This window comes from Citrobacter sp. Cu231 (assembly GCF_030332265.1).
Lineage (GTDB): Bacteria > Pseudomonadota > Gammaproteobacteria > Enterobacterales > Enterobacteriaceae > Citrobacter > Citrobacter meridianamericanus.
This window is the reverse complement of record NZ_JAOWIE010000041.1, coordinates 31,059-53,639: the sequence shown is the minus strand read 5'-3', so window position 1 is coordinate 53,639 and position 22,581 is coordinate 31,059. Positions and strand designations below refer to the sequence as shown.

Annotated in this window: 19 protein-coding genes; 14 read left to right on the top strand and 5 right to left on the bottom strand. The window is 48.3% G+C overall.

The window, feature by feature from the left end; genetic code table 11:
- Window positions 1-13: 13 nt before the first annotated feature.
- The 7 genes from OGY15_RS14680 (at window position 14) to fucO (ending at window position 8,104) form a co-directional block, all read left to right on the top strand.
- Window positions 14-1,009, top strand: coding sequence for a LacI family DNA-binding transcriptional regulator (locus tag OGY15_RS14680; RefSeq protein ID WP_286539786.1), 996 nt, complete (start codon window positions 14-16; stop codon window positions 1,007-1,009).
- 516 nt (window positions 1,010-1,525) lie between these two features.
- Window positions 1,526-2,380 carry an amidohydrolase family protein gene (locus OGY15_RS14675; protein ID WP_210905176.1) on the top strand — a complete coding sequence of 285 codons (855 nt, stop codon included), beginning with the start codon at window positions 1,526-1,528 and terminating at the stop codon, window positions 2,378-2,380.
- Window positions 2,381-2,393: 13 nt separating this feature from the next.
- Window positions 2,394-3,770, top strand: a complete 1,377-nt coding sequence (locus tag OGY15_RS14670; protein WP_151219419.1) for a PTS transporter subunit IIC — start codon at window positions 2,394-2,396, stop codon at window positions 3,768-3,770.
- Between the two features lie 32 nt (window positions 3,771-3,802).
- On the top strand, window positions 3,803-4,798 hold the full coding sequence (locus OGY15_RS14665) for an aldo/keto reductase (RefSeq protein WP_151219418.1): 996 nt from the start codon (window positions 3,803-3,805) through the stop codon (window positions 4,796-4,798).
- Between the two features lie 48 nt (window positions 4,799-4,846).
- On the top strand, window positions 4,847-5,947 hold the full coding sequence (locus OGY15_RS14660) for a mandelate racemase/muconate lactonizing enzyme family protein (RefSeq protein WP_286539784.1): 1,101 nt from the start codon (window positions 4,847-4,849) through the stop codon (window positions 5,945-5,947).
- A 29-nt stretch (window positions 5,948-5,976) separates the two neighbouring features.
- Entirely contained in the window at window positions 5,977-6,873 is an 897-nt protein-coding gene (locus tag OGY15_RS14655) for a dihydrodipicolinate synthase family protein (protein WP_187258858.1), read from the top strand.
- 79 nt (window positions 6,874-6,952) lie between these two features.
- On the top strand, window positions 6,953-8,104 hold the full coding sequence (gene fucO, locus OGY15_RS14650) for a lactaldehyde reductase (protein WP_151219415.1): 1,152 nt from the start codon (window positions 6,953-6,955) through the stop codon (window positions 8,102-8,104).
- A gap of 52 nt (window positions 8,105-8,156) precedes the next feature.
- Here the strand turns inward: fucO and OGY15_RS14645 are convergent, their stop codons facing one another.
- Window positions 8,157-8,813, bottom strand: coding sequence for a GntR family transcriptional regulator (locus OGY15_RS14645; RefSeq protein ID WP_151219414.1), 657 nt, complete (start codon window positions 8,811-8,813; stop codon window positions 8,157-8,159).
- Window positions 8,814-9,359: 546 nt separating this feature from the next.
- Here OGY15_RS14645 and OGY15_RS14640 point away from each other — a divergent pair.
- Genes OGY15_RS14640 through OGY15_RS14625 form a run of 4 tightly spaced genes read left to right on the top strand, consistent with a single transcriptional unit; the run spans window position 9,360 to window position 13,297 of the window.
- Window positions 9,360-10,280 carry a helix-turn-helix transcriptional regulator gene (locus OGY15_RS14640; RefSeq protein ID WP_151219413.1) on the top strand — a complete coding sequence of 307 codons (921 nt, stop codon included), beginning with the start codon at window positions 9,360-9,362 and terminating at the stop codon, window positions 10,278-10,280.
- A 38-nt stretch (window positions 10,281-10,318) separates the two neighbouring features.
- Window positions 10,319-11,416, top strand: a complete 1,098-nt coding sequence (locus tag OGY15_RS14635; RefSeq protein ID WP_286539783.1) for a chemotaxis protein — start codon at window positions 10,319-10,321, stop codon at window positions 11,414-11,416.
- A gap of 46 nt (window positions 11,417-11,462) precedes the next feature.
- Window positions 11,463-13,034 carry a coiled-coil domain-containing protein gene (locus tag OGY15_RS14630; RefSeq protein WP_286539781.1) on the top strand — a complete coding sequence of 524 codons (1,572 nt, stop codon included), beginning with the start codon at window positions 11,463-11,465 and terminating at the stop codon, window positions 13,032-13,034.
- A complete protein-coding gene (locus OGY15_RS14625; protein WP_003020821.1) occupies window positions 13,031-13,297 on the top strand; it encodes a YkgJ family cysteine cluster protein in 267 nt (88 codons plus the stop codon). The genes OGY15_RS14630 and OGY15_RS14625 overlap by 4 nt, the downstream gene beginning before the upstream one ends.
- Before the next feature lie 172 nt (window positions 13,298-13,469).
- On the opposite strand, the gene ychF is transcribed toward OGY15_RS14625, so the two are convergent.
- Both ychF and pth read right to left on the bottom strand, forming a co-directional pair.
- Window positions 13,470-14,564 (bottom strand): redox-regulated ATPase YchF, encoded by a 1,095-nt coding sequence (gene ychF / locus OGY15_RS14620; RefSeq protein WP_016153303.1) that lies wholly within the window; start codon window positions 14,562-14,564, stop codon window positions 13,470-13,472.
- A gap of 115 nt (window positions 14,565-14,679) precedes the next feature.
- Window positions 14,680-15,264 (bottom strand): aminoacyl-tRNA hydrolase, encoded by a 585-nt coding sequence (pth, locus tag OGY15_RS14615; RefSeq protein WP_016153302.1) that lies wholly within the window; start codon window positions 15,262-15,264, stop codon window positions 14,680-14,682.
- Between the two features lie 275 nt (window positions 15,265-15,539).
- Here pth and ychH point away from each other — a divergent pair, with 275 nt between their 5' ends.
- The gene (ychH, locus tag OGY15_RS14610) at window positions 15,540-15,821 is read left to right on the top strand and encodes a stress-induced protein YchH (protein WP_151219409.1); all 282 of its coding nucleotides are present in this window, start codon (window positions 15,540-15,542) and stop codon (window positions 15,819-15,821) included.
- A 112-nt stretch (window positions 15,822-15,933) separates the two neighbouring features.
- Here ychH and lysC read toward each other — a convergent pair whose 3' ends face one another.
- A complete protein-coding gene (lysC, locus tag OGY15_RS14605; RefSeq protein ID WP_151219408.1) occupies window positions 15,934-17,295 on the bottom strand; it encodes a lysine-sensitive aspartokinase 3 in 1,362 nt (453 codons plus the stop codon).
- Between the two features lie 608 nt (window positions 17,296-17,903).
- Between lysC and OGY15_RS14600 the strand changes: the two genes are divergently transcribed.
- The gene (locus OGY15_RS14600) at window positions 17,904-19,289 is read left to right on the top strand and encodes a diaminobutyrate--2-oxoglutarate transaminase (protein ID WP_252837648.1); all 1,386 of its coding nucleotides are present in this window, start codon (window positions 17,904-17,906) and stop codon (window positions 19,287-19,289) included.
- Between the two features lie 15 nt (window positions 19,290-19,304).
- On the top strand, window positions 19,305-20,768 hold the full coding sequence (locus OGY15_RS14595; RefSeq protein WP_151225537.1) for a pyridoxal phosphate-dependent decarboxylase family protein: 1,464 nt from the start codon (window positions 19,305-19,307) through the stop codon (window positions 20,766-20,768).
- 96 nt (window positions 20,769-20,864) lie between these two features.
- Here OGY15_RS14595 and dauA read toward each other — a convergent pair whose 3' ends face one another.
- Window positions 20,865-22,547 carry a C4-dicarboxylic acid transporter DauA gene (gene dauA / locus OGY15_RS14590; RefSeq protein WP_286539774.1) on the bottom strand — a complete coding sequence of 561 codons (1,683 nt, stop codon included), beginning with the start codon at window positions 22,545-22,547 and terminating at the stop codon, window positions 20,865-20,867.
- Window positions 22,548-22,581 lie beyond the last annotated feature (34 nt).

Genomic DNA, 22,581 nt, shown 5'->3' with positions numbered 1-22,581 from the left:
TAAAGGAGAGGGTATGGCATCTTTAAAGGATGTGGCGCAACGGGCTAACGTCTCGTTAATGACCGTATCACGAGCGATTAACGAGCCCGAGAGACTGCGGCCAGAAACCTATAAAAAGGTGATGGAAGCGGTAGATGCGCTGGGGTATGTCTCCGATCTCTCCGCGAAAAAAATTCGTGGCGCGAAAACCACGGCTAACACTATTGGGGTGTTAGCGCTGGACACCATGACCACGCCATTTTCCGTGGAGATAACGCTCTCTATCGAAGAGACCGCGCGGGCGCACGGTTGGAATAGCTTTGTGGTGAATATGTTCAGCAATGACCAGCCAGAGAAAATGGTGGATCTGCTGCTGGCGCATCGCCCTGACGGCATTATCTATACCGCGATGGGGTTGCGTCAGGTTCCGGTACCGGAAAAGCTGCATAAGTATCGCTGCGTGCTGGCAAACTGCGAAAGCATCAGTGGTCCTTTTCCCACCTATATTCCTGATGATGAGCAAGGGCAATACCTTGGCGTGAAGGCGCTATTAGCCGCAGGCTATCGTCGGCTGCTGTGCATCCACCTGCCGAAAGGGATTGTGGCGACCGATCGCCGCCGGGCGGGAATGGAGCGCGCCTGTCGTGAGGCGGGGGTTGACCCTGATGCCATGCTCCACCATTATCTCCCACCCGGCGAAAGCCACCATATTGATGCAGCGGAGATTGTCGGCCGCTATATCCATGGCGCGCGACCGATATTTGATGCTGTGGTTTGCGGGAATGACCGCGTGGCTTTTGTTATCTACCAGGTATTGCTGGGCCGTGGGCTGCGCATTCCGCAGGACGTCGCTGTGCTGGGCTATGACAATATGGTGGGCACCGGTGAGTTGTTTTTACCGCCGCTGTCGACGATACAGTTGCCGCATTATGAAATTGGCCGTCTCAGTGCACTGCATCTTATCCAGGGACTCGATCACCGGGATACTGTGCGAGTCGACAGCCCCTGGCTTCCCCGGTCGTCAATATGATTAGCTTAACTGCTTCGTTTCAATAACCGGAGGGATGTGTGCATTCTGTTGAGGGTATCGCTAATTTGCTGGTGGATGTTATAAAACTGAAACTTGGGGGTACTGTTTAGTCACTGTTGAGCGCGCAAGGCTCAAAGTTGGGTCGTATATTAAACTCTCGCCGTAATTTAGGGGTTTCAATAAAATAACCATTATTTATTAATGTTAACGTATCAATATATTGTAACTTACGAAACGTTTACATTTTTTTCCGTTCTTACCCATCCATCGCTCTTCTCTGCTTCTGTAACTTCAGTGGGACGTACAAGCGTCCACCACATTAACCACATGCAATAGTTCATCTTAGTGACATTGGATTTTACGGCGGTTATAGGCATTTACGTCCCCCTTTTTTAGCCTACAGATAAACCGTGAAAATTGTGATCCCGTACTCAGATAGTGCATTCCGTGGTTGCCTTTTAATCACAGACTTTTATTGTATTCTCATTGTATACAATAAAAATACAGAGAGTGAGTATGAGAGTGATCGATACCCATAACCATGTTTGGCAGTGCCGGGGGGAACATTTTTCCTGGATTACAGACGACCTGGCGGCAATTCGACGTGATTTTCTTATTGACGATTTGCAGGCGGTATTGGCTGAAAACAGTATCGAAGGCGCCATTTTAGTACAAGCCATCCCTTCAATTGAGGAGACCGAATGGCTGCTGGATATAGCTGAGCATCACGATGAAGTCAAAGGTGTTGTTGGATGGGTGGATATAAACCACGGGACTGAGATCGTACAGGATTTGCAGAGACTGCTGAGAAAATCCCGCTATCTGAAAGGGATCCGCTATATGTCTCAAGGCTTGCCTGAGAGTCATTTAGTGACCCCGCAATTTATTCAGGGGGTTCGCAGTGTTGGGGAGCAAGGGTTGGTGTATGAACTGTTGGTTACGCACCAACAGCTTGAGGCGGCAAATCAGCTAATTTCTGCTTGTCCAGAGGTGACCTTTGTTATCGAACATGCGGCAAAACCCGCAGTTCGCGACAGGGAAATTATCCGCTGGCGTGAACAGTTAATGTTGATTGGTGAGGCTTACAGCAATGTTTTTTGCAAACTATCAGGCCTGGTCACGGAAGCAGATTACGCCCGCTGGACGGGACCTGAGCAGGCGAGCCAGGAGCTTGAACCTTATTTTAGCTCGGTTTTTGCCGCATTTGGCCATGAGCGAGTGATGTATGGATCCGACTGGCCAGTTTCTCTACTGGCATTACCGTACGCCGGCACTTTAGGGCTTTACCAGAACTACCTGCAATCTCACCAGGCTCTTTCCAGCGATAACTTCTTTTATCGCGTGGCAGAGAAGGTTTACTCATTAAAGTAACAGGGGGGCACTTATGGAAGTCGTTCAATATATTCTCGGATTTGGCCCGGCAGTGGTCATTCCAATGATTATGTTTTTATTTGCCGTGCTTTTTGGCGCGAAACTTGCCGACGCGGCGAAAAATGCAATGACGGTAGGTATTGGTTTTCTCGGTCTTTCGTTGCTGATTGGTTTTATGGTGACATCACTCAGCAGTTCGACAGAAGCGATGGTAAAAAACCTCAATCTTCATTATGAAGTGTTGGATCTGGGGTGGCCGCTAATTAGCGCCTTCAGTCTGGCTGCACTCTCTCTACCGATAGTTTATACGTTATGTTTTGTCACTAATTTGTTGATGATTTCAACCAACACCACTAAAACCCTTAACGTTGATTTTTGGAATTATTGGCACTTTGTATTTGCCGGAATCATTGTTGAACAGGTGACGGGTTCATTTTGGATGGGGATTTTCGCCAGTTGGATCACATTTATTATTACGCTAAAAATCGCCGATTACATTGCCCCACATGTGCAGAAATTCTGTGACACGCCGAACGTGACTATTACTCAGGCGGAGATCGTCGCCTGGGCTCCGTTGGCATTTTTAATGGATCGTGTAATTGATCGTATTCCGTTGATTAACAAAATTGACCTTAATCTCAGCAAAATTGAAGCCAAACTAGGTTTTTTTGGTAGCCCGTTAGCCATGGGAGCCATTCTGGGGGTAATTATCGGTATGCTTGGTGCGCTACCGTTCAGCGATATTATTAAGAGTGGGATGAATTTTGCGGCGGTAATGGTGTTATTGCCGACGATGGCGGGGGTACTGGTCAGTGGTCTGGTACCAATTACTGAAATTGCCTCTGAATGGGTAAAGAAACGTTTTCCAACAAAGTCACTTTATTTTGGTATTAGTGGTGAAATTGCTTTTAAAAATCCTGCGGTATTGTCTGTAGGTATTTTGATGGTACCACTCACTATCCTGATTAGTACTATTTTGCCTTTTAATACCATGATGCCATTCGCCGATATTCCTTATCTGCCGATATTTGTCGTCTTTGGCACGGTTGCATGCAACGGAAACATGTTCCGTGGATTAATTAATGGCATTGTCATCGTGTGTGGGATCCTATGGTTTGGTTCGGATCTCGCTGTTGTGTCGCAGGCTTTGGCCGAAAAGGCGCAATTGAATGTGCCAAAAGAGATGATGGCCTCATCAATCGATGGCGGCTCACACGCTATATCCTATATTTTCTACAAAATGTTCGAATTGTTAAAAGGAATGAATCCTGCACTCTTGTGTATTTTTTCTATCGTAGCGACCGGGATTATTATTTATGTGCTGAAGTTGATTTTCAATATTAATAATAAATCAATTACAGCACCCTCATTAACTGCAAAAAAAAGTTGACTAAGAATACTGATAAACATCAGGGGAATATTATGATTACTCAGAATACAATTAAAAGTGTAGGGCTTAGTGTACCTTCTTTAACCTTCGGTGCAGCCAGCCTGGCTAATTTATTCAGAACGCTGAGCAATAACGAAGCCATGGACATTGTTGATAAGGCCATTCAGGTTGGCTGGCGCTACTTTGATACTGCACCACATTATGGCAGCGGACTTTCTGAACTGCGTTTAGGTCTGGGATTACGGGGACTGGATCGTAGCGAATATGTTTTGTCCACCAAGGTTGGTCGTCTGCTGCAATCGCGGAAACAAGAGCCTGGTCTTGAGGCGGGGGAGTTCTTCTATGATGAGAACCCGTTTAACCGACTGGCTGATTACTCCTATGAGGGCATCATGCGCTCATACGAAAACTCTATCCAGCGCCTGGGAACCCGTTTTATCGACATTCTCTATGTACACGATCTCGGTACCTATACCTACGGCAATACGGAACTGGAACGTCAACATTTTAGAACCTTCTGTGAGTCAGGGCAGAAAGCACTAGAAGAGCTTAAGCGCAATGGCGATATCAAAGCCTGGGGCGCAGGTGCGAATGAAGAGGCAATCCTTATGGAGGTGATGGATAACGCTGCCCCGGATATCTTAATGCTCGCCAACCGCTACAACCTGCTGGAAACAGACCGCCAGGCGTTCTTTGCTAAATGTGAAAGCAACAATGTTTCGGTGGCTGTTGCTGCACCTTTCGCTACCGGAGTTTTAGTCGCCAAAGATAAATCTAAGGCGTTGTATGAATACGGTTCAGCGCCAGCGCAGGTTATTGAAAAAGTAAATGCGATAGAAGCGCTATGTGCAAAATATGCCGTGCCGATTGGTGCCGCGGCGCTGCAATTCCCATTAAGAAACCAAAATGTGGTCACTGTAACCTGCGGCATTCAATCCGTGGAGCAAGCGTTGACTAATTTTACATGGGCTAACTGGGATATTCCGCAGGGATTGTGGGATGAACTGGTCAGTATTGGTATTCAGTAAGCATCATTTGTAACTTTGCGAAAAAAATAAACAGATATTGAGGATGTAATGAAAATAGTTAAAGCCGAAATCTTTATGGTTGATTTGAAACCTAAAGTGAAACGTGTCGATGCGATTCAGTCTTTTGTATCACAAGAGACGCCGATTATTCGTTTAACAACATCGAGTGGAGAAATAGGTGAAGGTTACACCTACACCATTGGCACTGGAGGCTCATCTGTGGTTGCGCTGTTACGAGATCATCTGTTACCGAAATTGATTGGTCAGGATGCGACGATGATTGAGGGCATCTGGGAATCATTGCTATTCTCAACTCATGCGACCTCGGTTGGCGCCATTACGTCTCTGGCACTGGCAGCCATTGATACCGCATTATGGGATTTGAAGTGTAAGCGCATGAATTTGCCGTTGTATAAAGTCGCAGGTGGCGCGAAATCGCGCATGAAATTATACACCACCGAGGGGGGCTGGCTGCATTTAAGCACTCAGGAATTAGTTGATGATGCGCTAGCCGTTAAGGCGCAGGGATTCTGCGGTTCTAAAATCAAAATTGGTTCTGAAAGTCCGGTGCGTGATATCGAGCGCTTGACTGCTGTACGTGAAGCGGTGGGTGATGAGTATGTGATCATGACTGATTGCAACCAGGCGTTTAAATTCTCGGAAGCCAAACAGCGAGCAACGTTGTTGGAACATATTAATCTTTCATGGATTGAAGAACCGTTTCTTGCGCATGATGTTGATTCTCACCAGAAATTGTGTGAGTCAACCTCTATTCCTGTTGCTGTGGGTGAGTCCATTTATTCCATCCAGCACTTCAAAGAGTATTTACAGAATAATGCCGCAGATATTATTCAAGTTGATGTGGCTCGTATTGGTGGTATTACACCATGGCTTAAAGTTGCACATATGGCGGAATGCTTTAACAAAATTGTCTGTCCGCATTTCTTGATGGAATTGCATATATCATTATGTTGCGCCATTACTAATAGCCGTTGGTTGGAATATATCCCACAACTCGATAGTGTTACTCTGAATAAGGTGAACATTCGCGAGGGATATGCTTTTCCACCAGAGGAACCTAGTTTGGGTATTCAGTGGGACTGGCAGAAAATACAGGCTGATACTGTTGTTTACCATGTCATTGAATAAAACAATTTTTATTTTCTCAGGAATATATTATGTCTGAAAATCATGCTCAATTTCACGGTGCATGGTGCCCATCAATTACGCCTTTTGATCAACAAGGAAATATTGATTTATCGGCACTGCAACAGCATTTGCGACGGTTGAAAGAGGCAGGGACTCGTGTCGTATTGCTAATGGGAAGTATTGGGGAGTTCACTGCATTAACGCTGGATGAACGACTGATGCTTATCCGTGAGACACGGAAAATGTCATCGCTGCCGCTGGTGGCAAATATCTCAGCTACCTGTATGGCGGATATGATACGTCTGGCAGAAGAGGCCTCGCATTGCGAGTATCAGGCAGTGATGATTCTACCTCACTACTATTTTCAACAAACGCCGGCCCAACTATTGGCATACTACCGCGATCTGGGGCAACGCCTGAATGGAAAATGGTTCGCATACAACTTTCCTGCCCGAACTGGATGCGATCTGGACGCGGTACTGGTGGCGCAATTAGCGGCAGAATTTCCCAATTTTGTGGGTGTTAAAGATACTGTTGATTGCCTCTCTCATACTCGCGCCATCATTCAGTCAGTCGCGTCCGTTAGAGACGATTTTGTTGTTCTGTCCGGTTATGATGAATATCTCATCCCAAATCTACTCGCGGGTGGCGCGGGAGTTATTTCAGGATTAAATAATATTTGTCCCGAACTTTTTGTGCGGGCAATTAAAGCCTGGGATGAAAATGATCTTACCCAGCTTACTGGTATACAGCGTGAGATAAGCCGACTTTCTGCTATTTATAATATTGGTAATGATTTTGTTACCACAATTAAAACCGCGGTGGCTCATAAGTTTCAGTATTCTGGAGGGGGATCAAGAAGCTTTGCGGGGAAACTAACCTGTCAGGAATCGCAACAGATCGACATAATGTTCAGTATCAAATAATCAAAAATCAATAACGGCATTCATTATGCTACGGCAATACAGTATTGCTGTTATACATCTCTGTTATAAGGTATAGAATATGTCTTATAGAATGATATTAAATGAAACCTCATATTTTGGCGTGGGTTCAATTAACGCTATCGTTGATGAAGTTAAAAAGCGAGGCTTTAAAAAAGCGCTGGTAGTTACTGACCACGATCTTATCCAGTTTAATGTGGCGACTAAGGTCCTTGATATTCTTGATAGCGCAGGGTTGCCTTACCAAATTTTTGATAAGGTCATACCTAACCCTACGATTGACATCGTGCAGCAAGGTGTTGAAGCATTTCGTCAGGCGGGCGCGGATTACCTGGTCGCCATTGGTGGTGGTTCACCGCAGGATACGTGCAAAGCGGTAGGGATAATTATTAGCAACCCTGAGTTTGCCGATGTCCGCAGCCTCGAAGGTGGGGCTGACACTCAAAATGCCGCCGTACCGATGATTGCCATTCCAACGACCGCGGGTACGGCAGCAGAGGTGACTATTAACTATGTAATTACCGATGTAGAGAACCGCCGTAAGTTCGTTTGCTACGATCCTCATGCTATTCCGGTCGTTGCCATTATTGATGCTGACATGATGGCCAGCATGCCGCCCAGTTTAAAGGCGGCAACCGGGGTTGACGCATTGACTCATGCAATTGAAGGTTATATTACGAAAGGGGCATGGGAATTAACCGATACGCTTCATTTAAAGGCAATTGAGATGATAGGGCGTTCGCTACGCGGTTCGATACAGGGAATAGACCAGGACGCTGAAGGTATGGCGGTGGGGCAGTATATTGCCGGGATGGGTTTCTCTAATGTCGGGTTGGGTCTGGTACATGGTATGGCCCATCCTCTGGGGGCATTCTATGGTACACCGCATGGCGTTGCCAATGCGGTGCTACTGCCGCATATCATGGCTTACAATGCTGAGTTTACAGGAGACAAATATCGCCAGATTGCGCAGGCTCTGGGCAATACTCAGGCCATGGTGATGCCGATCGAAGAGGCGCGTCAGGCGGCCGTTGAAGCCGTGGAACAACTTAACCGAGACGTTAATATTCCTGTCCGACTGCGTGATATCGGCATGAAATATGAAGATATCGATGCATTGGCCGTTGCGGCAATGGCGGACATCTGTACCGGTGGAAATCCTCGAGATACCTGTATTGAAGAGATTAAAGTGTTGTACCGACAGCTCTACTAATTTTTAATTTTCCAAATGACCGGTAGAAATACCGGTCATTTTATATGTATGCCTATTTAAAGCTGGAGAACAGACGGTTGTATGAGTTGTTGACGTGGTGGGCAATGGCTTCACGGGTTTGTTCTATATCACGGGAAATAATACCGGCGCAAATTTTCAAATGTTCTTTGGATGAATCAATGATTGAATCATTTTTCATTTTGTCTGAACGCAGCATGCGTAACCGGTCATACATGAAGGTCAGTGTTTTAGTCACGATAGCGTTGTGGCAATCGGATAGCATTTGTTCATGTAGTTCGTTATCAGCTTCGAGTAATAAAGACACATTCGAATCATGAAAACCGACTTCAATTTTATCTTTAATTGTCTGGTAGCGTTGCGGATCCTGGTTCTCCCATGACAAATTCAATACCATAATTTCAATGTCTTTTCGGATCTGAAAAATATCGCGTATTTCACTGAGTGTAATGGGCTTAATGGTTTTCGTTTTGTTTTTGGAAGGCTCAATCCAGCCTTCCGTCATCAGACGAAACAAAGCCTCACGCAACGGCGTTCGACTGACATTAAGTTCCTGACATAGCTCATTTTCTGAGATAGCCCCTACCAACTCATTTGCGATGATTTTGGCCTTCAATTGATGATATGTTTTTTCGCTGATGTTCATAGTCTGGCTTTGATGGGGGTCATAATCATGTTTAATGAGATACAAATTAGCCCCTTGTCACTATGAAATCAATGGGTAAGCCTGGTTCTACAACGAATTAGCTTGTGTTTCAACGCCTCAATCAGCAGCACTAACAGCTGCAACCGCGTAAACAGATGGGGAGTTGTTGAAGTGTAAAATCCCCCATTTAGCTCTTCTGCTGCCAGCGCATCCATATCCTTCTGCGGATGATGTTTTTTTACTCAGCGTGAAGAAGCCAAATACCGGCGTTCATACCACGGTGCTGGCCATCATTAAGAAATTCTCCTGACAATCCATCTTTGCAAACTCAACGTTGAATTTGGCTTAGTGGAAGAGATAGCCGTTAGCCAGTTTGTTGAGGATGTATGCATGCGGTCTTTTTGCTGTCATACCTCTGGCATTTACTCTTGATGAGGAGAGCTTTTTGCCCCTAAAAATTGCCTAATGCGACTAACGGTTAAATAAATTGCCGATTTCTCTAAAAAAAATGATTAGCGTGCCGATACACTGACAGGATATGTCAGTATTTTATATATAATTTGTGTAAGGAAAACAGAAAAGTAGGTGCTTATGGCTGATTCAGCAAGGAGTTGCTCAGCAGAACGTTTAGTCGATATCCTAATAGAGCTACAAACTTGTGGCGTTGTGAATCGCTATCAGTTGATGAAAAAATTTAATATCACTGAACGAACGGTCTATCGTGATCTTAATATGCTTTCCTCTTTTATTGAGGGGAGTGGTGGCGGAGAGTATCGATTGATACCGGTTCGAGCGCAGAATAATAGCGCCTATGCCCTTCATGGCCCACTGGCAAAGCTGCTGGACGCCGATGCGGTTTTTCCTGAGAGAGATGAAGATTTTTGGCTTAACTTAGAAAAAAGAGCTGAAGAACAGCACGTTAGAGTTCAGTTTGGTCGCCCTGAACATTCAGTCAGAAATGATTTGCGAAAGTATTTTAACTTATTAGAAAAAGCGATTCAGAAAAACAGAGTCTGTCATATTTTATATAAAGACAAAACGCGCACTGTTCACCCTTATAAATTAGTTAACCAGAAAAATATTTGGTATCTGCAGGCGACTGAGGACGGAAAACTTAAGTCTTTTTCGTTAAGTAAAATTCGGTGGTTGGATATCCGGAAAGAGCATTTTGCGGTTGATATACCCACACTGTCATTAATTGACGAGCATCGCGATCCCTGGGTGAGTGAAGATACGTTTGAAGTGCGGGTGCGTATTAAACACAGCATTGCTGGCTACTTCGCAAGACGAGATTTACTGCCTCAGCAAGAATTGGTTCGCGAAGAGAATGATGGCGTGACTTTGCTTTGCAAGGCAGCACATCAGAATCAAATTATTCCACTAATTCTATTCTGGTTACCAAATATAGAAATTCTGGAACCAGAATGGTTGAAAAAAACGGTCATCAATATACTGCATAACTACATCACTGGCGATCGCGACCCCGTTCCTGTTCTGGAATGTGATGCGTAGCAGGTAACAACGATTTATTGCAAAGGAGATTATTATCTATGGCATTACCATTCATTATTCTGGGCGTCGCGGCAGCGGCAACGGCGTTTGGCGGCAAAAAAGCTTATGATGGCTATCAGAAAAAATCGGAAGCTGATGATGTATTAGATCGCGCGCAACGTCGCTTTGATAAGCATAAAGAGAGTTTTGATCAGGCAAATGAAACAACGTCGAAAAAACTGGCCGAACTGGGTGAAAAAGAGCTGAAAATCGGTAAAGATTTCAATGAATTTAAAACGATTGCCGACGATCTGTTGGCGCGTATGGCTAAGGATGGGCATAAAGATCTTTGTCTGAAGGTACCGCAGCACAATATCAATAAAATTCAAAGTCTGGCGATTTCCGCCACGGAATACTTGACGACAGTCGTCGGTGCCGGGGTTTCTGGTGCTGCCGCTGGTTTTGCCGTGTACAGCGGTGTTATGGCGTTTGCCGCAGCTTCTACCGGTACGCCGATCGCCGCCCTGTCTGGTGCGGCGGCGTATAACGCCACAATGGCGGCTATTGGTGGTGGTTCCCTGGCCGCAGGTGGGTGGGGGATGGCGGGCGGCGCGATGGTGCTCGGCGGTGCGGTGGTGGCTCCGCTGATTGCTATTGCGGGCTGGGCTTACGATAGCCATGCCGAAAAAGCACTTAACAATGCTTATCAAAGCTCTCGTGAAGTGACCGCGGCGGTGGAAAAAATGAATGCGGCTGAAGCGCATCTGACGAAGGTGCAGCGGTATGTAAATAGTATTTATGAATCAATTACCCGTATGCATAGCGTCTTTGTTCAACACTACTTTGAGCCGCTGAAAGCAATGCATGCCATCATTGTTGAACGTCATGAGAAGAATATCACCACCGAAATTAGTGAGTCGGAAGAGATCATGGCGATTATCGACCATGGTTATGAATTAGCCGCCATCATGACCGACGTGATCACCACGCCGCTGTTCAAGCCGGTGACGCAGGAAAACGGAGAAGCCGTTATCGAAGATGGGGTGATCCAACTGCAGACCGACAGCAACGGTATGAACCTGCTGAACAAAGAGATTCTGGACGAAAAACTGTCGGCTTCTGCTTCTGAGTTTGACGCATTTTCCTCTCGTATTTAATCGACCTGCCGGGCGATGCTGCCCGGCATTGCTATGGGTGAGCACAATGAACACAGCCAGGTTTGACTGGGGTGAAGAGTTACATCAGACGGTGGTCAAGAGTCTGATCACCTCTTTTGGGTTGGATTTTCTCTTGCTGGAGGATAAACACGGCGGCGATGTGAATACCATCCATAACGCTCGCGAGGGAGTGTATGCTACCGATGCCGAGCGTCAACGATACGAGCAACGTGAAGGGTATGATTCTCATCATTATCATAGCCACGAAAACTACATTGCCACCAATCGGGCGGGAAAAAAGGCGCACGAAGCTGGTACGTTGACTGATACCTACACCGGTGAGAGATTTGCTGCTAATGATAAAAAGAACCTCGACCATATTATTGCCGCCCATGAAATTCACAACGATCCAGGGCGTATCCTTGCCGAATGCGATGGTGCCGATCTGGCTAATGATTCATCAAATCTGACCTTCACGAATGAGTCGCTGAATAAGGCGAAGAAGGCGAAAACGATGGATGCCTTCGTGCAAACGCTACAAGAACAGTATGCTGCGACTACGCAGGAAATTGCCCGTTTACGCAGCCAGCTAACGCTTTCCGAGCAAGAGCAAAAAAAACTTAATAAGCTGGAAAATAAAGCCGCCGCCGATTTTGAACGGATGAAAGAGGCCGACAAAAAGGCGCGGGCAAAATACAACAGTACGATCAATCGGGAATATTACACCAGCAGCAAGTTTGCGAAGAATGTCGCCACTGCCACAATGAACAATGCGTTTCGCATGGGAACGCGGCAGATGTTGGGGTTGGTTCTGGCAGAGACCTGGTTTGAGTTCCGCGAGCGTATTCCCGTGATCTTTGAGAAGCATCGTCGTTCATTCGATGCCGGAGACTTCCTGCAAGATGCGGCGGAGGCATTACGCGCAGTCTGGCAGCGAGTGCAGGGTAAATTCAACACTTTCCTGACGTCCTTTAAAGACGGTGCCATCGGTGGCGTGCTCTCCAGCATTACGACGACGCTCTTCAATATCTTCTTTACGACTAAGAAGATGATGGTGCGCCTGATTCGTGAGATGTGGAACAATTTGGTACAGGCCTTTAAAGTTATGGTCTTTAATCCTGAGGGGTTAGCGCCGGGGCAGCTAGCTAAAGCGGTGAGCAAGCTGGTGGCTGCGGGTGTGTCCGTGGCTGCTGGGGTGGTGGTTAATGATGCTTTAGCCAAGATGCTCGTCTTTCCTTTTGGCCCGGAACTGGCCGCTTTCTGCGGTGCGCTGGCGACAGGTATTCTGACGCTGGTAATGAACTACTTCCTGGAACACAGCAAATTGATGAAAAAGGTCTGGGAGTTTCTGGATACGTTTAAAGATAAGTATCAGAAAGCACTAGAGTATTATCAGCAGGTGAATGCTGCACTCGATCGTTATCTACTGGAGCTTTCGGCGTTAGAGTTTGCTATTGATACGTCTGCGTTATCGCGCTTCTCGCTGCATCTTAACGCGGTGAATAGTGAAATTGAGCGCGGTTTGTTGCTGCGTGCAGAGGTTGAGCGCCGTAATATTGCGCTACCCTTTGAAGCAGGGAATACCCGCTCTGTGCGTAGCTGGTTAAGTAAGTTATGACGCTAACACCCGCGTTTCCCTGTAACCAGTGCGGCGCTTGTTGTCGCCACGTCGATCGCGCCAGTGAAACGCAATTTCTAGATCGCGGTGACGGCATTTGTCAGCACTATCAGATGGAGACAAAGTTGTGTGCGATTTATGAAACACGCCCGCTTATTTGCCAGGTAGAGAAGCAGTATCAGCTTAACTATCAACAGCAATATAGCTGGCAGGAGTTCATTACGCTTAATCGTGAAGCGTGTTTAATTCTGGAGAAACTGTAGGGCTATGTGCTTCACGAAGGAGTCAGCCTCAATATGTACTCATTTTTGACAGCGTTGTTACGAGATGAATTGAGACATTGTGAAATGAAAAATCCACGCAATTGCGTGGATTTCATAAGTTTTTTCGGTCCCGACGAGGTTCAATGAAACCTCATGAGACAGCAGGTTCTATTTAGACGTTGAACAGGAAGTTCATTACATCGCCATCTTTAACGATGTAATCTTTACCTTCTGCACGCATCTTGCCGGCTTCTTTCGCACCTTGTTCACCTTTATAGGTGATGAAATCTTCAAACGCGATGGTTTGTGCGCGGATAAAGCCTTTCTCGAAGTCTGTGTGAATTTTACCGGCGGCCTGTGGAGCCGTGGCGCCGACCGGGATGGTCCATGCACGAACCTCTTTCACGCCAGCGGTGAAGTAGGTTTGCAGGTTCAGCAATTCGTAACCTGCGCGGATAACACGGTTCAGTCCTGGTTCTTCCAGACCCATTTCCGCCATGAATTCTTCGCGATCAGCATCATCGAGTTCAGCAATGTCAGCTTCAACAGCAGCACAAACGGCAACCACAACGGAACCTTCGGCAGCCGCGATTTCGCGTACTTTGTCGAGGTACGGGTTGTTCTCAAAACCGTCTTCGTTGACGTTAGCGATATACATGGTTGGCTTCAGGGTCAGGAAGCTCAGGTATTTGATGGCCGCTTTGTCTTCGTCAGTCAGCGTTTTTAGCGCGCGCAGCATACCGGCGTTTTCCAACTGCGGCAGGCATTTTTCCAGTGCAGCCAATTCTGCTTTAGCGTCTTTGTCACCGCCTTTGGCTTTCTTCTGTACGCGATGGATAGCGCGCTCACAGGTATCCAGATCAGACAGCGCCAGTTCGGTATTGATAACCTCAATGTCGTCAGCCGGATCCACTTTGTTATTAACGTGGATGATGTTGTCGTTTTCAAAGCAGCGAACAACGTGGCCGATCGCTTCGGTTTCACGGATGTTAGTCAGGAACTGGTTTCCCAGACCTTCGCCTTTAGACGCGCCTTTTACCAGACCGGCAATGTCGACGAATTCCATCGTTGTTGGCAGAATACGCTGCGGTTTGACGATTTCGGCCAGCTGATCCAGACGCGGATCGGGCATCGGGACAACACCGGTGTTCGGCTCGATAGTACAGAACGGGAAGTTTGCCGCTTCAATACCCGCTTTTGTGAGCGCGTTGAACAGGGTGGATTTGCCTACGTTTGGCAAACCGACGATACCGCATTTGAATCCCATGTTTAAATCACCTTAATCTTTTGATATTCAACCTGTTATAGAAAACAGATTGTAGAAAAGTAAATAACTCTGCCCATTATACACAGCACGCGAGAAAAATGCCGCACATCGCTGCTTATTGCGCTTTAAAGGTGTGCAACCGACTCGTTGCTTTGGTCAGGCCATCTTTGAATAGAATCTCGGTACAACGTGCCGCTTCGTCAATCGCTTCATCAATTAACTTCTGTTCTGAAACAGGTGGTTTGCCTAAAACGAACCCGACAACTTTGTTTTTATCACCCGGATGACCAATTCCAACGCGTAATCGGTGAAAGTTAGGGTTATTGCCCAACTTGCTAATAATATCTTTCAGGCCATTATGCCCGCCATGGCCGCCGCCAAGCTTAAATTTGGCAACGCCAGGTGGCAGGTCTAATTCATCGTGCGCGACCAAAATTTCATCGGGATTAATACGATAAAAACTGGCCATTGCACCGACGGCCTTACCGCTAAGATTCATAAATGTGGTCGGTACCAGCAGACGGACATCCTCACCTTCAAGCGTTACTCGGGAGGTGTAGCCGAAGAATTTCGGCTCATCGCGCAGGGGAGCGCGTAATCTCTCTGCCAGTAGATCGACATACCATGCGCCTGCGTTGTGTCGGGTTGCCGCATACTCTGCGCCGGGGTTCGCCAGACCGACAATCAGTTTAATCGTCACGTGTTTTATCCTGAGTGTTTCCATAAACGACGTGTAGTTTACTGTCTGAAGGTGCGCTTGACAAAAAACTGAGTGTTTATCACTAAAAACTGAATAATTGCACGAGTGGACTATTGGAAAATGAGTGTGTTCAGTAGTTTATTTGTAAAGTTTTGTTGCGCGAGTGTTTGTTATTGTGATCGCTGGCGCACTTGCGAATGGAAGTGTTGTCTATACTTTACACATAAGGATTAGGGGTATTTCCTGTAACAACCCAAAAGTTCCGGAGGTGACACATGAAACGCAAAAACGCTTCGCTACTCGGTAACGTGCTCATGGCTTTGGGGTTGGTGGTGATGGTTGTGGGAGTGGGTTATTCAATTTTAAACCAACTGCCGCAATTTAATCTGCCACAGTTTTTCGCACATGGTGCAGTGCTCAGTATTTTTGTTGGCGGTATTCTCTGGTTAGCAGGCGCCAGAGTGGGTGGGCACGAACAAATCAGTGACCGTTACTGGTGGGTACGTCATTATGACAAACGATGCCGTCGTGGTGGCACCAATCACCGTCATAACTAAATCGTCCCTCTGTTAAGAGTCCGGCGGTCTGAATGCAAAGCCTTGGTTGTAAAACCAGGGCTCTGCTGGTTTATAAATCTTGCTTGATAGGCGTTACGGAATAATAGAAGAATTACTCGAATAACCGAGAATGTAATGCTCTAACCGCGCTATCCGCATCGTCAGCCGGTAACAGGATGCACAGGTTGTCATTCGATGCTCCATGGCAAATCATTCGTACCGTATGCTCTTCAAGCCAGGCAAAAACGTCTTTGCAAACCCCCGCAGCCTGAGTCAGTTGATTCCCAACCAAAGTGACGAGTGCCAGTCCGGTTTCTATTTCCACGCGACAGTGGGAGGACAATGCGGTAAATAATGCCGTGGTTAATATATGGTCTTCGCCTGACGTCGCATGAGTGGCATCTAGTGCCAGCGCAATACAATTCTCCGAGGTTGTGACTAAATCTACCGTGACCGTGTGGCGGGCTAAAATGGCAAATACTTGCGCCAGGAAAGCACAGGACGGTTGTGATTCCAGACTGTGTAATCGTAACAGCGTCTGCTTACGGCGCACGGCGAGCGCACGATAACGCGGCGGATTATCGGTGGTGTTATGCACCAGCGTTCCGCCGGCAGCCGCATCCTTACTTGAGCCAACAAAGACCGGAATGCTTTTACGCATCGCCGGAAGCAGTGTTGCCGGATGGAGCACTTTCGCACCATAGGCGGCCATATCGCTGGCCTCGGAGAATGAGATGTGATCAATGCGTTTGGCCCGCGGCGCAATACGCGGATCGGTGGTATATATCCCCGCCACATCGGTCCAAATGTCCACGCGTGCGGCGTGAAGCGCCTCACCGAGAAGCGTCGCCGTGTAATCACTCCCACCGCGTCCAAGCGTAGTAGTGTGTCCGGCGGCATCACGCCCGATAAATCCCTGGGTCACTATGATTGCGTGTTCAAGACGAGGGCGAAGATGGGCCTCGACCTGGTGGTGCAGGGTACTAAGTTCAGGTTCGGCGCAGCCAAAACTCGAGTTGGTACACATCACGCTGCGAGCGTCAAACCACCCGGCTTCGGCATATCGTTCACGTAAAACTTCAGTAAACAACAAAGAGGACATAAGCTCGCCGTGGCTGACCAATTCATCGCTTAGCGCATCGGATGGTGAGACCGTCGCCATTTGCGCAAGGTGGCGTATGTTGTTGAGAAGATTATCGATTTCCGTGCTGATAACGGAGGGCTGCTTCAGGCGGGAAATAATGTTGTATTGAATGGCGCGTAAGGTCTCAAGTTTATCTAATTGCTGATGCGTTTCCAGACCTTCAGAAAGCTCGACCAGTAAGTTTGTTACGCCTGCAGAAGCAGACAGTACGACTAAACGGACATCTTGATCAGCAAGGACAATGCTGGCGCTGCGGTTCATCGCATCAAAATCAGCGACGCTTGTGCCGCCAAATTTGGCAACGACGGATGGTGGATAAATGCGAGTCATAACAATCTCATATCAGGGCGCCATAAAAGTATGGCTAGAAAATTTTCATTCTCGGCATAAGGGAACGATGTTCACCTTACGAAATGTCCGCCCGCGAACATTTCTGCTGACAACCCAGGGCATTCCTGTTGTCGATAACACGTGTCGCCTGTACGCGTTACCGGGTGCTGCGCATTAATTTTATTTACATAGCCTGTAAATAAGCGCGCCATACTAAGTGATTTATATTAAGGGATCGACTTTTTTATTCGATTTATCGGCAAATAAGTGAAAAATCATGTCGTAACAAGAAAGTGCGTACATCATTAATGGTAAAAACGTGTAAAAAAATAATAAAAACATGAAAATCTCATGGTTTTTATAACATCGTATGCGTTGCAATTGGCTACGGCATTGTTAATTAAATAGCTATATTTGTTTAGGATTTAGTAATGGTTGGAGAGGTTTACATATTGAAATTTAAGGGGAAAGTGATTATTTGAGACGTCTAAAAATAAATGATTGAGTCCTAAGCTAAAACAACATATATTAGCCGCGCTTTTTTACAGGTAATCCTTATAACCATTTATTCAATCAGGCGTTAATCTACACCTGGTTGTAGGAGTGATATGATGACGGATAAAGTCCGTATTGATACTTTAAGTGCTAATTCATTACCACAGAGCAATGATACCTTTTTAGCAAGACAGGCTGAGTTTGAATCTAATGTCCGCAGCTATCCACGTAAACTGCCATTGGCGATTGCTAAAGCGCAGGGCGTCTGGATTACCGACGTAGAAAATAATCAATATCTTGATTGCCTGGCAGGTGCCGGAACCCTGGCGCTTGGTCATAATCATCCTGAAGTGCTGCAGAGCATTCAAAGTGTCATCACAAGCGGCTTACCGTTACATACGCTCGATCTTACTACCCCGTTAAAAGATGAATTTTCATCTTATTTACTGTCTTTATTACCGGGCCAGGGCAAAGAATATTGCCTGCAGTTCACCGGACCGTCCGGTGCAGATGCCGTTGAAGCGGCCCTGAAGCTGGCGAAAAAAGTGACTGGTCGTTCCAGCGTGATCAGCTTCTCCGGCGGCTACCACGGGATGACTCACGGCGCGCTGTCTGTGACCGGTAACCTGTCACCGAAAGAAGCCGTCAGCAACATGATGGCGGAAGTGCAGTTCATGCCGTATCCGCATCAATACCGCTGCCCGCTGGGTATCGGCGGCGAGGCTGGCGTTAAAGCATTAACCTATTACTTCGAAAACCTGATCAACGACGTTGAAAGCGGCGTGCGTAAACCGGCTGCCGTGATCCTCGAAGCCGTGCAGGGCGAAGGCGGCGTGAACCCGGCTCCGGTCGAGTGGTTACAGCGTATTCGTAAAGTGACCCAGGAACACGGCATTCTGCTGATCATTGATGAAGTACAGGCTGGTTTCGCGCGTACCGGTAAACTGTTCGCCTTCGAACACGCCGGTATCGAACCAGATATCATCGTGATGTCCAAAGCGGTTGGCGGTGGTCTGCCACTGGCGGTTCTCGGTATTAAAAAACAATTCGATGCATGGGCACCAGGGCACCACACCGGTACTTTCCGCGGCAACCAGTTGGCGATGGCGACCGGCCTGACAACGTTGAAAATCCTCAAAGACGACAAGATTGCCGATAAAGTGGCTGCCCAGGGCGAGTGGCTGAAAGGCAAGCTGGCTGACCTGCAGAAACGCTACCCGGTGATTGGCCATGTACGTGGTCTGGGTCTGATGATTGGTATTGAAATCGTTAAGCCGAACGAAGCGCAGGATCACATGGGCTGCTACCCGGCCGATGGCGAGCTATCCGCGCTGCTGCAGAAAAAATGCTTCGAAAACGGCCTGATTCTGGAGCGCGGCGGTCGCAACGGTTGCGTGCTGCGTCTGCTGCCGTCACTGCTGATCACCAACGCTGAGCTGGAAATTTTCCTCGATAAATTCGAAAACGCCCTGCTGGGCGCTGGCATTAAGCCGGTTTAAACGGAGTTGGATCGAATGTCAGACCTAAACCCGATTCTGTCCGGCTCGGCGCAAAGCATCGCAGCCTATCAAGATGCTATCGAGCAGAGTACGAGAGCGGTGGTTGAATGGTTGAAGCAGCCTGAGATGTATCAGGGCAAAACCGTTGAACAGCTGCGCGAACGCATCAACCTGAATTTTACGTCTCAGGGCCTGGGCAACCAGGCCGCTATTGAGCGTGCGGTTGAATACTTTCTGAAAGACAGCCTGTTAGTGCACCATGCCCAGTGCGTGGCGCACCTGCATTGTCCGAGCCTGGTGATTAGCCAGGCGGCGGAAGTGCTGATCAACGCCACTAACCAGAGCATGGACTCCTGGGACCAGAGCCCATCCGCCACCATCATTGAGATCAAATTGATCGAATGGCTGCGCGAGCAGGTGGGCTATGCGGCGGGCGATGCCGGCGTGTTCACCAGCGGCGGCACTCAGAGTAACCTGATGGGCCTGATGCTGGCGCGTGATGCTTTCTTTGCACGCCAGGGTCATTCCATTCAGCAGGATGGTTTGATCGGCGATCTGAGCAAAATCAAAGTGTTTTGCTCAGAAAGCGCTCACTTCTCCGTGCAGAAGAACATGGCGCTGATGGGGCTGGGTTACCGCTCAGTGACCCAGGTGAAGACCGATGCGTTCTCCCGCATGGATGTGGCTGACCTGAAAGATAAGCTGGCCCAGGCGAAAGCGAACGGCGAGCAGGTGATGGCGATTGTTGCCACCGCAGGGACCACCGATGCAGGCGCCATCGATCCGTTAGCGGATATCGCGGCGTTGGCGGCGGAGCATCAGATTTGGTTGCACGTGGATGCAGCCTGGGGCGGGGCGTTATTGCTGTCTGAGAAGTATCGCAACTTCCTGAACGGCCTTCAGCTGGCAGATTCTGTGACACTGGATTTCCACAAACAGTTCTTCCAGACCATCAGTTGCGGCGCGTTCCTGTTAAAAGATGCTCGCCACTATGAACTGATGCGCTATCAGGCGGCGTACCTGAACTCTGATTTCGATGAAGAAGCTGGCGTGCCGAATCTGGTGTCGAAGTCGCTGCAGACCACGCGCCGTTTTGATGCGTTGAAGCTGTGGATGGGGCTCGAAGCGCTGGGCAAAAAGCAGTATGCCGAAATCATTGATAATGGCGTAACGCTGGCACGCGATGTAGCTGAGTTTGTCAAAACTCAGCCGCACCTGGAACTGGTGATGGAGCCGCAACTGGCAAGCGTGTTGTTCCGCTTCCGTCCTGAAAGCGACGATATGGCGTTCGTTGCACTACTGAACCAACGTATTGGCGACGTTCTGCTGGCTTCGGGTAGCGCCAACGTCGGGGTGACTGAAGCGGATGGCATCACCTGCCTGAAGCTGACGCTGCTGAACCCGACGGTGTGTCTGGAGGATGTGAAAGTCCTGTTGGCCAGCGTTAAGGTAACGGCTGAAAAGTTGCTGAAAGCGTAAGCAATAAGCTTGTTATAAAAATGGCTCCCACTACGGGAGCCATTTTTTTGCATGTCATTTATGGTCTTGCGGCGCTTCCCTTAGCCGGGATAGACGTCATTTGATGTCCGCCAGCGCGGCGTCTTTATTCGGGAAGAATGCCAGACGCCCGGGGATCGGCTGAATACCTGCGCGAGCCATGGTACGCAGCGGCTGGAATTCCAGGTTAGATACCCGCAGTTCGCAGCCTTCAGGTAGCTTTTTGACAAAGCGCTGGAAGGCGTCCAGACCACCGGCATCCAGTACCGGGACGGCGTCCCATTTCAGCACCACAATGCGTTTACCTGCAATACGCGACTCGAGATCGGTAAATAATCCCTCCGCAGCGGCAAAGAACAGTGGGCCAATGACGCGCAGCACCAGCACATCATCCGGTACGTCTACGTTGACCGGTGCCAGACGCGTCATGCGGGCAATACGGCGCATAAACAGCAGAGAAGCGAGAACGATACCGACGCTGATGGCGATAACCATATCGAACAACACCGTCAGCGACATACACATCAGCATGACAATGATGTCGTCTTTTGGCGCATGACGCAGCAGATCCACCACTTTATGCGCTTCACTCATGTTCCATGCCACCATTAGCAACAGCGCGGCCATGGCGGAAAGCGGTAACCAGGAAAGCAGTGGTGCAAGCACCAGCAGGGCGAGGATCACCAGAATTGCGTGGATGACCGCAGAAATTGGCGAGGTCGCTCCGGCACGGACGTTTGCCGCTGAACGGGCAATTGCCGCCGTGGCAGTGATACCGCCAAAGAACGGGGCGACGATATTGCCCAGACCCTGGCCAATCAGCTCGCTGTTGGCTTTATGCTTGGTACCGGTCATCCCATCGAGGACGACAGCGCACAGCAGAGATTCGATTGCCCCGAGCATTGCCATCGAGAAGGCTGCCGGTAACAGCGCCTGTAACGAGCTCCAGCTAAGGGTAAAGTTTGATTCTGGCATATTCCACGGTAAAACCAACTGCGGCAGCAGTTGTGGGATACCATTGCCTTGCGAGCCATCAGCCAGAATATAGTGGAACTGAGATCCGATGGTGGCGACATGGCCGCCGGTCAGGTTCACGATCCCCATCACAGCGCAGCCTGCCAGCAGTGCAGGAAGGTGTCCCGGTAATCGGATACCCAGACGTGGCCAGAAAATCAGGATCCCCAGTGTTACTACGCCAATCGCGGCATCACCCACGTTGATGGTCGGCAAGGCCATAAACAGCGCGCCAACCTTCTGCAAATAGTGCTCTGGAACATGGGGCATTTGCAGGCCGAGAAAATCTTTAATCTGCATGGTACCGATGGTGATACCAATACCCGAGGTAAAACCTAATGTCACAGACAGCGGAATATATTCGATCAGGCGGCCAAAGCGGGCGAGGCCGAAAAGGATCAGGAATATCCCGGACATTAACGTGGCAACCAGCAGGCCTGCCAGCCCAAACTGTTGCGATACCGGATACAGAATCACCACGAAGGCGGCGGTAGGGCCAGATACACTAAAGCGCGAGCCCCCGGTAAGGGCGATAACGATCCCAGCGACGGCTGAGGTATACAGGCCGTACTGCGGAGCAACGCCACTGCCTATTGCCAGCGCCATCGCCAGTGGAATGGCAATGATCCCAACCGTTATCCCGGCGATCAGGTCGCGGGTAAAGCGGGAAGCAGTATATTTTTCTTTCCAACAAGCGTCGATGAGGGCGCGGAAAGGCATCACATGTGAGGAAAATAATCTGTTCACAATAATGTTTCATCCATGGGCGCATCATCTGTCA

What these genes read in the sequence shown, in the direction of transcription:
- OGY15_RS14625 (WP_003020821.1), top strand. Translation starts at nt 13,031, where the DNA reads ATGACGCTAACACCCGCGTTTCCCTGTAACCAGTGCGGCGCTTGTTGT.
- lysC (WP_151219408.1), bottom strand. Translation starts at nt 17,295, where the DNA reads ATGACTCGCATTTATCCACCATCCGTCGTTGCCAAATTTGGCGGCACA.
- OGY15_RS14595 (WP_151225537.1), top strand. Translation starts at nt 19,305, where the DNA reads ATGTCAGACCTAAACCCGATTCTGTCCGGCTCGGCGCAAAGCATCGCA.
- OGY15_RS14670 (WP_151219419.1), top strand. Translation starts at nt 2,394, where the DNA reads ATGGAAGTCGTTCAATATATTCTCGGATTTGGCCCGGCAGTGGTCATT.
- OGY15_RS14655 (WP_187258858.1), top strand. Translation starts at nt 5,977, where the DNA reads ATGTCTGAAAATCATGCTCAATTTCACGGTGCATGGTGCCCATCAATT.
- OGY15_RS14600 (WP_252837648.1), top strand. Translation starts at nt 17,904, where the DNA reads ATGATGACGGATAAAGTCCGTATTGATACTTTAAGTGCTAATTCATTA.
- ychF (WP_016153303.1), bottom strand. Translation starts at nt 14,564, where the DNA reads ATGGGATTCAAATGCGGTATCGTCGGTTTGCCAAACGTAGGCAAATCC.
- OGY15_RS14680 (WP_286539786.1), top strand. Translation starts at nt 14, where the DNA reads ATGGCATCTTTAAAGGATGTGGCGCAACGGGCTAACGTCTCGTTAATG.
- OGY15_RS14660 (WP_286539784.1), top strand. Translation starts at nt 4,847, where the DNA reads ATGAAAATAGTTAAAGCCGAAATCTTTATGGTTGATTTGAAACCTAAA.
- OGY15_RS14665 (WP_151219418.1), top strand. Translation starts at nt 3,803, where the DNA reads ATGATTACTCAGAATACAATTAAAAGTGTAGGGCTTAGTGTACCTTCT.
- OGY15_RS14675 (WP_210905176.1), top strand. Translation starts at nt 1,526, where the DNA reads ATGAGAGTGATCGATACCCATAACCATGTTTGGCAGTGCCGGGGGGAA.
- OGY15_RS14640 (WP_151219413.1), top strand. Translation starts at nt 9,360, where the DNA reads ATGGCTGATTCAGCAAGGAGTTGCTCAGCAGAACGTTTAGTCGATATC.
- fucO (WP_151219415.1), top strand. Translation starts at nt 6,953, where the DNA reads ATGTCTTATAGAATGATATTAAATGAAACCTCATATTTTGGCGTGGGT.
- OGY15_RS14630 (WP_286539781.1), top strand. Translation starts at nt 11,463, where the DNA reads ATGAACACAGCCAGGTTTGACTGGGGTGAAGAGTTACATCAGACGGTG.
- ychH (WP_151219409.1), top strand. Translation starts at nt 15,540, where the DNA reads ATGAAACGCAAAAACGCTTCGCTACTCGGTAACGTGCTCATGGCTTTG.
- OGY15_RS14635 (WP_286539783.1), top strand. Translation starts at nt 10,319, where the DNA reads ATGGCATTACCATTCATTATTCTGGGCGTCGCGGCAGCGGCAACGGCG.